Source organism: Luteimonas fraxinea (assembly GCF_021233355.1).
Classification (GTDB): domain Bacteria; phylum Pseudomonadota; class Gammaproteobacteria; order Xanthomonadales; family Xanthomonadaceae; genus Luteimonas; species Luteimonas fraxinea.
This window is the reverse complement of record NZ_CP089507.1, coordinates 1735390-1749792: the sequence shown is the minus strand read 5'-3', so window position 1 is coordinate 1749792 and position 14403 is coordinate 1735390. Positions and strand designations below refer to the sequence as shown.

Annotated in this window: 10 protein-coding genes; 3 read left to right on the top strand and 7 right to left on the bottom strand. The window is 69.1% G+C overall.

Annotated features, from left to right (window positions below; translation table 11 throughout):
• Positions 1–105 precede the first annotated feature (105 nt).
• Entirely contained in the window at positions 106–1008 is a 903-nt protein-coding gene (locus LU699_RS07770) for an alpha/beta fold hydrolase (protein WP_232136355.1), read from the bottom strand.
• Positions 1009–1170: 162 nt separating this feature from the next.
• Here LU699_RS07770 and LU699_RS07765 point away from each other — a divergent pair, with 162 nt between their 5' ends.
• On the top strand, positions 1171–1755 hold the full coding sequence (locus tag LU699_RS07765; protein ID WP_232136353.1) for a biliverdin-producing heme oxygenase: 585 nt from the start codon (positions 1171–1173) through the stop codon (positions 1753–1755).
• A complete protein-coding gene (locus LU699_RS07760; protein ID WP_232136351.1) occupies positions 1752–3473 on the top strand; it encodes a GAF domain-containing protein in 1722 nt (573 codons plus the stop codon). Before LU699_RS07765 ends, LU699_RS07760 begins: the two co-directional genes overlap by 4 nt.
• Positions 3474–3542: 69 nt before the next feature.
• Here LU699_RS07760 and LU699_RS07755 read toward each other — a convergent pair whose 3' ends face one another.
• The 5 genes from LU699_RS07755 to LU699_RS07735 form a co-directional block, all read right to left on the bottom strand.
• Positions 3543–3794: a hypothetical protein gene (locus tag LU699_RS07755; RefSeq protein WP_232136349.1), complete on the bottom strand. Its 252-nt coding sequence runs from the start codon at positions 3792–3794 to the stop codon at positions 3543–3545.
• 42 nt (positions 3795–3836) lie between these two features.
• Positions 3837–4853, bottom strand: a complete 1017-nt coding sequence (locus LU699_RS07750) for a 3-oxoacyl-ACP synthase III (RefSeq protein WP_232136347.1) — start codon at positions 4851–4853, stop codon at positions 3837–3839.
• A gap of 167 nt (positions 4854–5020) precedes the next feature.
• Entirely contained in the window at positions 5021–6319 is a 1299-nt protein-coding gene (locus LU699_RS07745) for an amidohydrolase (RefSeq protein WP_232136346.1), read from the bottom strand.
• A gap of 112 nt (positions 6320–6431) precedes the next feature.
• Positions 6432–8384: a S8 family serine peptidase gene (locus tag LU699_RS07740; protein WP_232136345.1), complete on the bottom strand. Its 1953-nt coding sequence runs from the start codon at positions 8382–8384 to the stop codon at positions 6432–6434.
• A 47-nt stretch (positions 8385–8431) separates the two neighbouring features.
• Entirely contained in the window at positions 8432–12016 is a 3585-nt protein-coding gene (locus LU699_RS07735; protein WP_232136344.1) for a YadA-like family protein, read from the bottom strand.
• 163 nt (positions 12017–12179) lie between these two features.
• Here LU699_RS07735 and LU699_RS07730 point away from each other — a divergent pair, with 163 nt between their 5' ends.
• Complete coding sequence (locus tag LU699_RS07730) at positions 12180–13544, top strand: sensor histidine kinase (RefSeq protein WP_232136343.1); 1365 nt, start codon at positions 12180–12182, stop codon at positions 13542–13544.
• A gap of 75 nt (positions 13545–13619) precedes the next feature.
• On the opposite strand, the gene LU699_RS07725 is transcribed toward LU699_RS07730, so the two are convergent.
• The gene (locus tag LU699_RS07725; protein WP_232136342.1) at positions 13620–14351 is read right to left on the bottom strand and encodes a response regulator transcription factor; all 732 of its coding nucleotides are present in this window, start codon (positions 14349–14351) and stop codon (positions 13620–13622) included.
• Between the last annotated feature and the right edge of the window lie 52 nt (positions 14352–14403).

Sequence of the window (14403 nt, the reverse complement as noted above, 5' to 3'; positions counted from 1 at the left end):
GCGTGCTTGATCGACGCGACGGCGTTCGCTGTGCGCCACCCATCCTGCGAAGCACGCGCGGACACCGCGTTGTGTGCCGCCGCAAACCTCTGGACGCATGGCGCCTCAGATCGGATTTGTATCCAGAAACGTGCGGATCGCCGGCACCAGGACCGCGTGCTTGTCTTCGAGCACGTAATGCCCCGCGTCCCCGAACGCCATCACTTCTGCCTGCGGCAACGCCGCGCGGAAGCCGGCGAGGAAGTGGTGGTCGAACACGAAATCCTTCAGGCCCCAACCGATGAAGGCGGGCCGGTCGGCGTACTCGGGCAGACGCTTTCCGGCCGCTTCGAGCAGCGGCCAGGCGCGGTCCTTCGGGCCGAGCGGGATGTCCTGCATGAAACGCACGGTGCTGATGCGGTTGGCCCAGCTGTCGTAGGGCGCGACATACGCAAGGCGCACATCGGCTGGCATGCGCGTCTCGACGCCCTGCCACGAGGCGCCGGCGGAGAACGCATTGACGCCGCGGATGATCCACTCGCCGACGGTGTAGTCGCGGCCGAGCGCGATCTGCCACGGCATCGGCTTCTCGGTCGGCAGCGGGAACGCGGCGGTATTGGTGATCACCAGACGCTTGACCTGCGGCATGTGTTCCAGCGCCCACCCGAAGCCGATCATGCCGCCCCAGTCGTGCACCGCCAGCGTCACCGGGCCGTCGATGCCGAGGTGCGCGAGCAGGGCGCCGATGTCCTCGACGCGCGAGGCCAAGGTGTAGTCGTAGCGCTGCAGCGCGCCCGGCGCATCGTCCGGTTTGTCCGACCAGCCCATGCCGATGTGGTCCGGCACGATGCAGCGGTAGCGGTCGCGCAGGCCCAGTACCAGATGGCGCCAGTAGTAACTCCAGGACGGATTGCCGTGCAGCATCAGCACGATCTCGCCGTCGCGCGGACCCTCGTCGAGGTAATGCATCTGCACGCCGGGGCGCGCTTCGAATCGGTGACCTTCGAACGGGTAATCGGGAAGCTGCACGGGGCGAGGACCAGGGGCTGCGATGAATACGATGCATTGTAAACGGCGGATGCATGTGGGCCCGGAAGCCGCGTGAAAGCCCATCTTCACGGCGCTGAAGGGCCACTGCACTGTGTGCGCTGGGAGACTGTGGCGGGTATGGCATTGGCTTATGCTGGAAAAATGAATACGACTGCACGCAAGCCCGTTACAGACGCTGCAGACCTGCGCCACGTGCTGCGCGCGGGGACGTCGGATCTGCATGCGCGCGTCGATGCATGTTTCGCCGATGGCCTCGGTACGCCGCTCGCCTACGCGCGCTATCTGGTCGGCATGCACCGCTTCGCATCCGACTTCGAGATCGTCATCGGCGCGGTGCCGCAGTCTTCGTACTGGCTGGCGAATGACCTGCGCGATCTGTCGCTGACACCGCTGCCGCCGTCGGGTGTGCGTGCGTATGTCGAATCCGCGGATGAGCGTCTGGGCTGGGAATACGTCATGTCCGGCAGCAGTCTCGGCGCGCGTCATCTGCTGCGCGGCGTGCAGGCGCTGGGCCACGACGAGCGCACCGGTGCGCGCTTCCTCGCTCGCCACGCCGGCGGCGATGCATGGCGCAACGTGCTCGATCGTCTGGTCGCGCGTTCGAACAGCGTGCAGCCCACCACCCATTTAATGCAGGGCGCACGTGATGCGTTTCTGCTGGTCCAGTCGTGTTTCGAACGCAGCTTCGACGCGATCTCTGCCCCTCACGAGGAGCCCGCTGCATGAATCCAGCACTCGAACGCGCACTGCAGGACTGCGCCAACGAACCGATCCATCTGTCGGGCGCCATCCAGCCGCACGGCTATCTGATCAGCTGCCAGTTGCCGGACTGGACCATCCGTCACGTCTCGGCCAACATCGAAACGCTGACCGGCGCGATGCCCGGGGAAATGTTGCGGCATACGCTGCGCGAGTTCCTGACCGACGACCTGATCCAGGCGATTGCCGAGACGATCGGTTTCGGTGAACCCGGTGCTCCGCCGCAGCGTGCGGCGGTCGGCAACATTGGTCCGATGGCGAACCTGTGCGACATCAGCGTCCACGTCGCCGATGGTCTGGTGCACATCGAGATCGAACCGCAGCCGCGCAGCGCCGGCGAGCGTTCGCCGACCGTGGTCGCGCAGACGATGATCGCGCGCGTCGCCGGCAGCGAGGACATCCACGATTTCAACCAGCGCGTCGCAGAACAGGTGCGTCTGCTGACCGGCTACGACCGCGTTATGGTCTACCGCTTCCGTCATGACGACGCCGGCGAAGTCGTCGCCGAATCGCGTGACTCCGCATTAGCGGCCTACATCGGCCTGCGCTATCCGCAATCCGACATTCCGGTGCAGGCGCGCACGCTGTACCTGCGCAACCGCATCCGCGTGATTCCGGACGCGACCTATACACCGGTGCCGATTTTGCCGGACCGCGACGCACATGGCGGCGCTCTCGATCTCGCGCAGATGGCGTTGCGCAGCGTGTCGCCGGTGCATCTGGAATATCTCGCCAACATGGGCGTGGTCGCGTCGATGTCGATCTCGATCGTCGCCGGTGGCCGTCTGTGGGGGTTGATCGCCTGTCACCACCGCACGCCGCGTCGCGTGCCGCCGGGCGTGCGCGCCGCAGCGGATCTGTTCGGCCTGTTCGTGTCGATGCGTATCGCGTCGCGCGAGCAGCAGGATTCGGTGACGCTGGAAGAAAGCGCACGCAGCGTGCGCGACACGCTGGCACTGCGCCTCGACAACGCCGCCGATCCGCGCCTCGCTTTGCAGGGCGAACTCGACCTGTTGAACCGCGCGATCAACTGTGACGGTGTCGGCCTCGTGCAGGCCGGCAATTGGTACAGCGCCGGGCGTGCGCCCGATGAAGCGCGCGTGCCCGGTCTGCTGGACTGGCTGCGCCGCAGCAACACCGGCACCGGCGCGGTCAGCACCGATCGCGCGGCCGACTGGAGCGACGGACGAGACGAGGCCGACGGTCTCGCTGGCGTGCTCGCGCTGCCACTGGATCTCAATCGCGACGAATGGCTGTTCTTCTTCCGCTGCGAGCAGGTGGAAGAAGTGCGCTGGGCGGGCAGTCCCGAAGAACCGTTCCTGGTCGACCACGACGGCAGCAAGATCGGTCCGCGTGCGAGCTTCGCCGCGTGGCACGAAACCGTACGTGGGTGCAGCGCGCCGTGGAGCGACGGCGATCGTCGCGTCGTCGGCCGTCTGCACATGATGCTGCGCGAACGTTACCGTCGCGGCGCGCGCCATGCCGAGCTCGGCGACATCCATGCGCATCGTGTGCGTCTGAATGTCCGCGAGCAGCAGACGCGTCTGCTGCAGCTGTCGGAACTGCTCGACGGTCTGGTGCACGTCAGCCCGCAGGAAGCGTCGCAGTTGTCGGAGCGGATCAACAAGCTCGAGAGCGAGCTGCAGTCGTTGATCGGTACGACGGCGACGGTCAGCGCGAACTGAGCAGCCCTGTCGCAGGCACACGAAAAAGGCGCCCTCGGGCGCCTTTTTCTTGGGTCGCGATCTGCAGAGTCAGTTCGCGGGCAGATCGTGCGCGGTGCGCACCTGCATGATGCGGGCCTGCACGTCCGCATCCACGCCATCGCGTTCGGCGCGATCGAGGATATTGCCGAGCACGCGCGTCTCGTCGGCATCGATGACCTGATCGCGCAGGGCGAGACCCAGCAGATGATCGAGCTCGTCCAGCGACAGGCGGCCGTCGTCGGCGAAAGCCGGAATCGCGGCCAGCGCCAGCTGCAGGTGATCGGGAAGTCGGTGCGGCATCTGGCGTCCTTGCGATGTGCGGTGGTCAGCGGAGCGTAGCGCTTACCACTCCACCTCGGCCATCGTGCAGTTCAGGCCCGAACCGATGCCCAGCAATGCAATGCGGTCGCCCTTCTTCAGACGGCCCAGTTCCTTGAGCTTGCTCAGCACGATCGGCACCGAGGCAGGGCCGATGTTGCCGTGCTCGCCGAAAATCGTGTGGACCTTGCTCGGATCGATGCCGAACGACTGGATGAAGGCGCCGGTGTGCACCTTGCTGACCTGGTGGATCACGAACTGGTCCAGTTCGTCGACCACCCAGCCCATCGCCTCGCGCGCGGCGACGAAGGTCTTTTGGGCGAGCTTCATGCCTTCCATCAGCAGCATGCGGGTGTCGGTGACCATGCGGTCGAGATTGCCGCGGCACAGGGTGTTCCACTCGGTCGCCGAGCGTGTGACGCCGCCCTTGTAGCGCGGAGCGTCGGGCAGCAGGTCGGCGCGTGCGAGCACCATCGCCGCCGAGCCGCAGCCCAGGGTCAGCGTGGCGAGCTCGTTGCGGAAATCCTCTTCCGTCGTTTCCGGACGCAGCAGACGCTCGATGGTCTTCTCGTAGGCGAGGTTCGCGGTCTCGCCATCGACGATCAGCGCGTAGTCGATCTCGCCCAGCTCGATCATGCGGCTGGCGACATCCATGCCGTTGACGAACGCGAGACAGGCATTGGCCAGATCGTAGTTCTGGCAGGTGTCCGGAATCCCGAGGTTGCCGCCAACGATGCTGGCGGTGGACGGCTCGAGGTAATCACGGCTCACCGAGGTGTTGACCAGCAGGCCCAGCTTGCCGACGTCGATGCCGGCGTCGTCCAGCGCCTTGCGGCCGGCCATCGTCGCAGCGTCCGAGGCCTGGACCTCGTCGTCCCACAGGCGACGGGCGTGGATGCCTGCGATGTCCTTGAGCACGTCGGTCTTGATGCCGAGGCGGTCGATGGTCGGCTTCAGCCTTGCATTGATGTCGTCGCTGGTCACGCGGTTCGGCGCATCGACATGGGCGAGGCCGGCGATGGCGACGTTCTTGAAGAGCATGGGCTGGGCGCCGGATCTGGCAAAGGAGCCGCATAGATTACCCGCTTCGGCGGGGTGACGCATGACGGGGGGATCACGCAAAACCCGGTGCACGCCGCAGCGCGACGGGTTTTGCGCCGGTTCCACGCCTTCCGCGGCGCTTGCGTGGAACCGGATCGGGCGACTGCTCAGCCCTGTGGCGCAGCGCCCAGCAGATCCAGCGTCGTGCGCAGCATCGCGCGCACGCCGACCGCCAGCGCAGCCTCGTCGGGCGCGTAATGCGGCGAGTGGTTGATCGGCATCGTCGCCGGATCCTCTCCTGCGGGCGTGGTGCCGACGAAGAAATACGCGCCGGGCACGACGTTGGCGAACTGCGAGAAATCCTCGGCCACCGTCACCAGCGGCATCTCGACGACATTGTCGGCGCCCACAGCAGCCTGCAGCGACGGCAGCACGCGGCGCGCGAGTTCGGGATCGTTGACCGTGGCCGGCGCGTTGTTGACCACATCGAGCTTCGCGGTCGCGCCCGCGGCATGCGCGTAGTCGGTGGCGATGCGCTCGAAGCGCGTGATGACATCCGCGCGCACGGCGTCGTCGTAGGTGCGCAGCGTGCCGACCAGACGCGCGTCGTCGGGAATGATGTTGAAGCGCACGCCGCTCTGGAACTGGCCGGCGGTGAGCACGACCGGCGCGTTCACCGTATTGATCTGCCGCGCGAGCATGCTCTGCGTCGCCAGCAGTACCTGCGCGCCGACGGTGATCGGATCGACGCCATCCCACGGCCGCGACCCATGCGTCTGCTTGCCGGTGATCGTCAGCGACCACTCGTCGGCGCTGGCCAGAGATGGCCCGCTGCGGAAGCCGATCTGTCCGGTCTGCAGGCCCGCCCACACGTGCAGGCCGAGGATCGCGTCCGGCTTCGCATCGTCGAACACGCCTTCGTCGAGCATGCGCTTGGCACCGAAGACTTCGCCGGGCTCCGGCGGACCTTCCTCGGCCGGCTGGAAGATGAAGACCACTTCGCCTGCGAGCTGTTCGCGCATGCCGGCCAGCGCTTCGGCCACGCCCATCAGGATCGCGACGTGCATGTCGTGGCCGCAGGCGTGCATCACACCGACCTCCTGCCCGCGATAGGTCGCGCGCGTGGTCGATGCGAATGGCAGGCCCGTCTGTTCGGTGACGGGCAGCGCGTCCATGTCGGCGCGCAGCGCGATGCGCGGGCCGGGCCTGGCGCCCTTGAGCACGGCGACGACACGGGTCGGGCCGATGCCGGTCCGCGGTTGGAGACCGAGGCTGCGCAGATGCGTCGCGACCACGTCGGCGGTGCGCGTTTCCTGGTTGCCGAGTTCGGGGTGCTGGTGCAGATCGCGACGCCAGTCGACGAGCTTCTGCGTGAGTGCCGCATCGGGCGCGGCTGCCGCGGCCGTGCCAGCACAGGCCAGCGCGACGGCGAGGCCAAGCGGCAGCAAATGGAATCGGATGCGCATCGGGGCGGTCCAGAGGGAGGGCCCGTCATGCTAGCGCCTGCGGCTGATGCCGCAGGCGACTGGAGATGCAGACACGCGCGACGGACCCGCCGCCGCGCGTGTCGCGATGGGCTTACTGGCCCGAGTAGGTCGCGATGACGCTGACGCCCTGATAGCCGCCGGTGCCGCCGACGACGCGCACGAAGTAGCTGTCGTTGAGCGGAATCGTCACCTGCACGCTCTGCGTGGTGCCCGGACGCGAAGAGGTCAGCGCGGCGTTGCTGCCATCGAGCGCCGGCGAACGACCGACACGTACCAGCAGCTTCGCTTGGCCACGACCGCCATAGGTGCGGATCTGCAGGTTGCGCGCACCGGCCGGCACGTCGATGCGATACAGCGTGCCGGCGCCCGCGGCCGCCGAGATGCCGTTGACCGGCACGGTCTTCGCCATGCGGACCGCTGTCGGCTCATCACCACCGGCTGCATTGCCGGCACCGCGCGCGGCGGCCTTGGCGGCATCGAGAATGCCCACGCCGATCTGGCGCAGCGGACGCACCGGGAAGTCGCGCGAGGTCTGGGTCAGGATCTCGCGCATTTCCTGCGGTGTCGGCACCGGACGTCCCGCCTGCATCGCCGCGCTGATCACCAGCGCCGCGACACCGGCCACGTGCGGGGCCGCCATCGAGGTGCCGGCCTGGCCGACGTAGGCCGACTCGCCCGGCGTGGTCAGTCCGCGGTTGCCTGCCGACCACACGAAACCGGTGCGTGCGGTAGGGCCGCTGGTGGCGTCGTTCGGATACACGCCGCCACCCGGCGCCGACAGCGCGATGTTGGCGCCGAAGTTCGAATACACCGCACGCGCGCCGGTGATGCCGGTCGCGGCGACATTGATGACGCCCGGGCAACTGGCCGGCGTGAACGACGAGGCATCGCTGTTGCTGTTGCCGGCAGCGACGACGACGGTCGTGCCGCGCTGGCGGGCCGAGGCGATCGCCTGGCCGTAGGCGCTGTCGGCTTCGCACACGCCGAAACCGCCGAGGCTCATGTTGATGATCTCGGCCGGGTTCTGGTTGGCCGGCACGCCTGGCACGCTGCCGCCCGAGGCCCAGACGATCGCGTCGGCGATGTCGGCCGTGGTGCCGCCGCAATGGCCGAGCACGCGCACCGGCAACACCTTCGCGTCGGGTGCGACGCCGGCCATGCCGACACCGTTGCCGGTGATCTGCGCGATCGTGCCGGCGACATGACTGCCGTGCCAGCTGCTGTTGCTCTGATCGCCGGGGAAGACGCAGCCGCCGTTGTCGGCCAGGAAGCGGTCCTCGGTGGTCCAGTCACCCGTATCCCAGCCGCCGGGTGCGCGGCCATCGGTCGCGCGGCCGGAGTTCAGTGCATCGCTGATGAAGTCGTAACCGGCGTCGGCCAGCGAGGTATCGAGATCGGGGTGGGCCAGGATGCCGGTGTCGAGCACCGCGACCACCACGCCCGCGCCGCGGCCGTACTGCCAGGCGTTGAGGATGTCGATGCCGCCGCGGTTCGCATAGCCCGGATCCGGCGCCAGCGTTTCGAGCGTGCCGTCGGGTGCACGGAAGTGCCACTGCACGTTGAAGCCGGGATCGTTCGGGGTTGCCGCCGTCGCCGCGGGCACCGTGCGCAGACGCTGCCAGTAGCGGTTGGGTTCGACGTGCGCGACCGAGGGGTCGGCAGCAAGCGTGCGCATCAGCGTGTCGAGTTCGCCATCGGACAGACGGCGGTTCGGACGCACCAAGTCGGCGCCGATCGCGAGACGACGCGTCGATGCGAGTGCCGGCGCGGCGGCACGATGCGTGGCATTGAACTGCGACGCCGTGGCCGGTGCGCGCAGGATGCGCTGCATCGTCGCCGCGCCGGTGGTCGCATTGCGGCGTTCGGCGGTGCCGGCCTTGTAAGTCACCAGCAGGCCGTCATAGGCGACGCGCGGTGCTTCGGGATCGGCGGTGGACATCACCGACAGCGGCGCGGCCGGAGATGCGGCGAGGGCGGGTGCGACGACGGCGCCGAGCGCGGCGGCCAGCAGGCCACGGCGGAGAGAACGGGAAGACAGGGACATGGGTGCGATTCCTGGAAGATGGGATGGAAGAAAAGAGGTGCCTGTCGTTACCAGCTGAAGCCCCCGCCGACGCCGACCGAACTTTCGGAGCCGGACATCGAGCCGCCGATCGAGACGCTGGCGCGGTTGTCACGGAATGCGCGCTGGTAGCCGACCGCCAGCGCTTCTTCGCCGCCCTGCTGGCCGACGCCCACGCCGATGCGGTTGGCGCCGGACAGGCCTGCGCTGTTGACCGCCATCTGTGACATCGCCGTGCCCATCGCGCCGATCTTGTCGACGCGACGATCGACACGCTGGAAACGGTCGTCGACGCTGCTGCGGAAGGCATCGAAATCGCTGCGGTTGAGCGCGCGTGCGAAGACGTCGTCGGTGTAGCTGCGCGCGCTGTTGAGCGTGGCGGTATCGCCGGCGGTGGCATGCGCTTTCGCGTCGGCCAGCGTGCGGGTGTCGCCGGCATCGGCGTAGGTGCGGCTGGCGGTCGCGCTGCTCTGCACCTGTCCGACCGTCGCCGCGTCACTCGCGGCCACGCCATCGGCGACGTTCGTCACGCGGCGCTGGTTGCCCGCGCTGCCCACCGACACCGTATTCGCCGCATCGGCGACCGAACCCTGGCCGATCGCGACCGAACCATCGGCGCTCGCGACCGCACCCGCACCGATCGCGGTGCCGCCGCTGCCGGCCTGCGCATTGCTGCCGACCGCGGTGCTGTCCACTGTGGTGGCGACGCTGCCGGTGCCGATCGCCAGACCATCGCCGGTGCCGACCGGCACGGGGCCGCCATTACCGATCGCATCGAAGCGTGCGCGGATCGCATCGAACTGGCTGTCGACGGCGCCAAAGGCAGCGCCGACCGAGCCGAAGCTGCTGCCCTGGATCGTGTACGACGGACCGGTGAAGCCGGTCGCCGTCATCGCCGCGCCGCCGCCCAGCGCCTGCGCGAACGCGGTGCCAACGCCGAACACCTGGCCGCCATTGACCGCCTCCAGACTGCCGGCCGCGAGCGCGCCATCGGCGACATTGCGCAGCGCCGTGCCGCCTGCACCGGCGAACGTCACCGAATCCTTGCTGGCGATGTCGTCGTACTTCACCGCCGACGCATCGAGCACGCCGACGTCGCCGCCGACCGTTGCGATCGCGGTGTCGAGCTGGCCCTTGTTGACCGCATCGGTCGCGAGCACGCCGTCGGCCACGTTGACCAGCTGGCGCTCGCTGCCGACGTCGCCGATCGACACCACGTTGTCACGATCCGATACCGACGACGCGCCCAGCGCGACGCTGTTGATGCCGGTCGCGGTGGCGTTGTAACCAAGTGCGAGGCTGCCGGCTTCCAGCGCGAACGCGCCACTGCCCAGCGCAGTCGCGCCGACGCCGTAGGCTGCCGATGTCGCGCCGACCGCAGTGGCGTATTCGCCGCTGGCGTAGCTGCCGGCGCCCAGCGCGCTGGCTTCGCTGGCGAGTGCCAGCGCATTCGCACCGGCCGCGAGGCTGCGCGTCGCATCCGCGTGGCTGTCGAAGCCGAGCGCAGTCGCGTAATCCGACAGCGCCCACGAGGCCGCGCCGACGGTGGTGCTGCCAAGGCCGTTGGCCTGGGTCGGCACGCCGCCGTTGCTCGCGCCGATCGCGACGCTCTGCTGGCCGGCGGCGAGTGCGCCGTCGCCCATTGCGATGCCGCCGTCGCCCGTTGCGCGCGCATCGCTGCCGAGCGCCAGCGCTGCGAAGCCCGTAGCGTTTGCGTATGCGCCCAGGCTGGTCGCACCGAAGTTGCTGGCCTGCGCGCCGTAGCCGATCGCGATGGCTTCAATTTCAGTTGTCGTCGCTGCACGGCCGATGGCGATCGCGCCATCGGCGTCGGAGAACGCAGTCGCGCCCACCGCCACGGCATCGTTGCCGGTCGCACGCGAGGACCAGCCCAGCGCCGTCGACGTACCGCCGGTGGCCGTCGTCGCCGCACCCAGTGCGATCGATCCGAAGCCGGTGCTCTGCGCGCCGTCCGACTCACCGAAATCGCTGCCGAAGAACGTGCCGCCGATGGCGATCGCGCCGGTGGCGCTGGCGAGCGAACCGTCGCCCATGGCGATGGATGCCGAACTGGTGGAGCGTGCGCGACTGCCGATGGCGACGGCATCGCCGCCACTCGCATCGGCGCGCGGACCGGCCGCGATGGAACGTGCGCCTGCAGCGCTGGCGACATCACTGCCGTCACCCGCGCCATTTGCGGAGAAGTAGGCCTGCGCCTCGCTGCCCGCGGCGATCACCGCGTCGAGCTGGCGCTTGTTGACGGCGTCGGTCGCATCCACGCCGTCGGCGAGATTCACCAATTGGCGTTCTCCATCGACGCTGCCGATGGATACGACGTTGTCGCGATCGGCGACGGACGCCGCACCGAGCGCGACGCTGTTGATGGCGGTCGCGCTGGCGTTGTAGCCGAGTGCGAGGCTGTTTTCCTCGAGCGCGAATGCGCCACTGCCGATCGCGGTCGCACCGATGCCCCAGGCGGCCGATGTCGCGCCGACCGCGGTTGCGTACTCGGCGCTCGCGTAACTGCCGGCACCAAGCGCGCTGGCTTCGCTCGCGAGTGCCAGCGCATTGGCGCCTGCAGCGAGGCTTCGCGTCGCATCCGCATGGCTGTCGAAACCGATCGCGGTCGCGTAATCCGACAGCGCCCAGGACGCCGCGCCGACGGTCGTGCTGCCGAGGCCGTTGGCCTGGGTCGGCACGCCGCCGTTGCTGGCGCCGATCGCCACGCTCTGCTGGCCGGCTGCGAGGGCGCCGTCGCCCATTGCGATGCCGCCGTCACCCGGCGCGCGTGCGTCGCTGCCGAAGGCCAGCGCCGCGAAGCCGCTGGCGTTCGCGTAGGCGCCCAGGCTCATCGCGCCGAAATTGGTTGCACGCGCGCCGTAGCCGATGGCGACGGCTTCGATCTCGTCAGCCGTCGCCGCGCGGCCCATCGCGATCGCGCCATCCGCTTCGGCATAAGCCGTCGCGCCGACGGCGACCGCGTCGTTGCCGGTCGCACGCGAGGACCAGCCCAGTGCCGTCGAGGTGCCGCCGGTGGCCGTCGTCGCCGCGCCCAGCGCGATCGCACCGAAACCGGAGGCCTGCGCGCCGTCGGACTCGCCGAAATCGCTGCCGAAGAACGTGCCGCCGATGGCGATCGCGCCGGTGGCGCTGGCGAGCGAGCTGTCGCCCATGGCGATGGACGCCGAATTGGTGGAGCGTGCGCGACTGCCGATGGCGACGGCATCGCCGCCGCTCGCATCGGCGCGCGGACCGGCTGCGACCGAACGCGCGCCGGTGGCGCTGGCATCGTCGCTGCCGTCCTGTGCACCGTTGACGGCGAAGTAATACGCGGCCGCATCCAGCGAATAGGCCGCGACGACGCGGTCGTACTCGGTTGCATTCACATCGGCATCGGCATCAGCGTCGGGATCGGTGGCCTCGGACGTTGCGGTGTCGCGCGCGTCGTCGGTGGGCGCTGCGTCGGACGCGGCGCTCGCGACGGGCGCGGGCGCTGCCTGTGGCGCGGCGATGGCATGACCCGACAGGGCCAGCAGCAGGGCCGCCGACAGCAGGCCGGGACGCAGCGTGCGCCGGGCATTAGGGCGGGAAGAAGGAGTGCGCGGCGTGGACATCGTCTGGCTTCCGGTTGCGGCGGGATGACGGCGCCGTGACAGGCGCTGGGTCCCCGATCTAAGCCGTTGCGATGGCGGTCGCTCAATGCACCGGAACTCTCCTCCGACTTACACTCGACTCTCATCTGCATTCGGGGCGTCGCCCCCGGGACACGTCATCCCCATGTCGCACGCGTCGCCCCTCGTCGCCCCCGGCCGTCGTCTGGCGGCATGGCTGCGTCGGGTGCCGATCTCCGATCCCGTCGATCGCCGCAATGCGCCCGCGCTGCAGGTGCTGCTGTTGTTCCTCGGCTTCGAGATTCCGCTCAACAAGGGTTATCACCTGCTCAGCGGGCACATCTCGATGACCGGGCCGCGGCTGTTCGTGGATCTCGGCACCGATGTCGCGATCGCCGGCGCGGCGTTCTTCGCGGTCTGGATGATCCGTCGCGGCCGGCTGCGTCAGGGCATCGCCGCGTTCCTGACGATCCTGATGAGTTGCGCGGTCGCGGCGAACATCGCGTTCGGCTACCAGCTGCAGGCCTTCGATCCGTATCCGATGGTGATGCTGACCACGGCCGCGCTGGTGATCGGGCGGCGCGCGCTGTGGATCGTCTACGCCTGCATCCCGGTCGTGTTCGCGCTCGGCATGGCGAGCCCATGGGGCCTCGGCCCGGCACGCAGCGGCGGCGCGTTCCAGAACCTGCCGTCGCTGGCTTTCAGCTACCTGATGATCGCCATCGTGCTCGACCGCACCGTGGCCGCGCTGCGCGAAACCCTGTGGAAGGCGCAACGCAGCGCCCAGCAGTTGCGCGAACAGATGATCGAACGCGAGCGCATGCGCGAACGCATGCTGCACATGCAGAAGATCGAATCGGTCGGCCATCTGGCCAGCGGCGTCTCGCACGATTTCAACAACGTGCTCGGCGCGATCGTCGGCTATACCGCCGAGCGGCACCGCCTGGAGGAACTCGATTTCGATCCCGAGCCGGACGCGCGCCGCATGGGCGATGCGCTCGAAGGCATCGAACTCGCCGCGCAGCGCGGCATCGCGCTCAGCCGCAAGCTGCTGAGCTTCAGCCGGCGCGAACTCGCGGTGCCAGCGCGCTTCGACGCGGCGCAGGCGCTCGCCGATCTGGTGCCGATGCTGCGCCAGCTGTTCGACGGCCGCGTCGATGTCGTGCTCGATCTGCCCGACACGCCGGTGCCAGTGTTCCTCGATCGCAGCCAGCTCGATCTGGTGATGCTCAACTTCGCCGCGAACGCGCGCGATGCAATGCCCGGCGGCGGTCGCTTCGGCGTCACCCTGCGCGATACCGGCGACGGCTGGGCGCGTATTGTCGTCACCGACACCGGTCAGGGCATGCCACCCGAGGTGATGCGTCAGGCCTTCGAACCGTTCTTCACCACCAAGCCGGCCGGCGAAGGCACGGGCCTGGGTCTCGCCGTGGCACGGGAGATGGCGCAGGAAGCGGGCGGCACGTTGACCGTCGACAGCACGCCCGGTCGCGGCACGCGATTCGCCCTGCAGTTGCCGCGCGTCACCTGAGAACCTGTTCAAGGTCCGTCGCGAGCGCCGCCAGCCGGCACGCGCAGCAGGAGATCAAACGGGTTCCGGGCGGGCTCAGCCGCCCGGGCGCAGCACGTAGCCTTCGCCGCGCACCGCATCCAGCGGAAGCGCCAGACCTGTGCGGTCGAGCACCTTGCGCCGCAGGCGGTGCAGCAGCACGTCGAGCCGGTGCGGATCGGCGCCGCTTTCATCGCGGGCGCGACCGGGCGCGGCGTCGAGCATCGCCTCGCGCGTGACCAGCTGGTCGCGCTGCGCCCACAGCGTCTGCAGCACGTGGCGCTCGGACCCGGTCAGCGCCATCGACTGGCCGTTCGGCGCGAACAGGCACCAGCCGTCCGGCTGCAGTTGCCAACCCTCTTCGGTCACCTGCGGCGCGCGCGACAGCCTCCGCGCAAGGCTGAAGATCGTCGCGGCGAGGATGTCGATCTCGACCGGCTTGACCAGATAGGCATCCGCGCCGCCGCTCAGGCCGCGCAGCCGGTCGGGCGGCTCGCCGCGACCACTGAGGATCACGATGCCCAGCCCCGGATGCGCGGCCTGCAGCGACTGGGTGACGGTGAAGCCGTCGCTGTCGGGCAGGCCGATGTCGAGCACCACGATGTCGACCGGCGCCTGCGGCAACAGCGCCGCGAGCGCGGCGGCGGTGCGCAGCGGACGCACGTCGAGACCATGCCGGCGCAGCCCGGGCACCAGCACGCGATCGCGCAGGACGTCGTCGTCCTCGAGCAGGGCGACGCAAAGGGGTCGGTCCGCGCCGGCACGGTCTGGCGATGTTTCGAGGGTCATGGACGGCGGTAGGACGGGCGGTGCGATGGCGATGATCCGGCAGTGCGGGCGG

What these genes read in the sequence shown, in the direction of transcription:
- LU699_RS07765 (WP_232136353.1), top strand. Translation starts at nt 1,171, where the DNA reads ATGAATACGACTGCACGCAAGCCCGTTACAGACGCTGCAGACCTGCGC.
- LU699_RS07760 (WP_232136351.1), top strand. Translation starts at nt 1,752, where the DNA reads ATGAATCCAGCACTCGAACGCGCACTGCAGGACTGCGCCAACGAACCG.
- LU699_RS07755 (WP_232136349.1), bottom strand. Translation starts at nt 3,794, where the DNA reads ATGCCGCACCGACTTCCCGATCACCTGCAGCTGGCGCTGGCCGCGATT.
- LU699_RS07750 (WP_232136347.1), bottom strand. Translation starts at nt 4,853, where the DNA reads ATGCTCTTCAAGAACGTCGCCATCGCCGGCCTCGCCCATGTCGATGCG.
- LU699_RS07745 (WP_232136346.1), bottom strand. Translation starts at nt 6,319, where the DNA reads ATGCGCATCCGATTCCATTTGCTGCCGCTTGGCCTCGCCGTCGCGCTG.
- LU699_RS07740 (WP_232136345.1), bottom strand. Translation starts at nt 8,384, where the DNA reads ATGTCCCTGTCTTCCCGTTCTCTCCGCCGTGGCCTGCTGGCCGCCGCG.
- LU699_RS07735 (WP_232136344.1), bottom strand. Translation starts at nt 12,016, where the DNA reads ATGTCCACGCCGCGCACTCCTTCTTCCCGCCCTAATGCCCGGCGCACG.
- LU699_RS07730 (WP_232136343.1), top strand. Translation starts at nt 12,180, where the DNA reads ATGTCGCACGCGTCGCCCCTCGTCGCCCCCGGCCGTCGTCTGGCGGCA.
- LU699_RS07725 (WP_232136342.1), bottom strand. Translation starts at nt 14,351, where the DNA reads ATGACCCTCGAAACATCGCCAGACCGTGCCGGCGCGGACCGACCCCTT.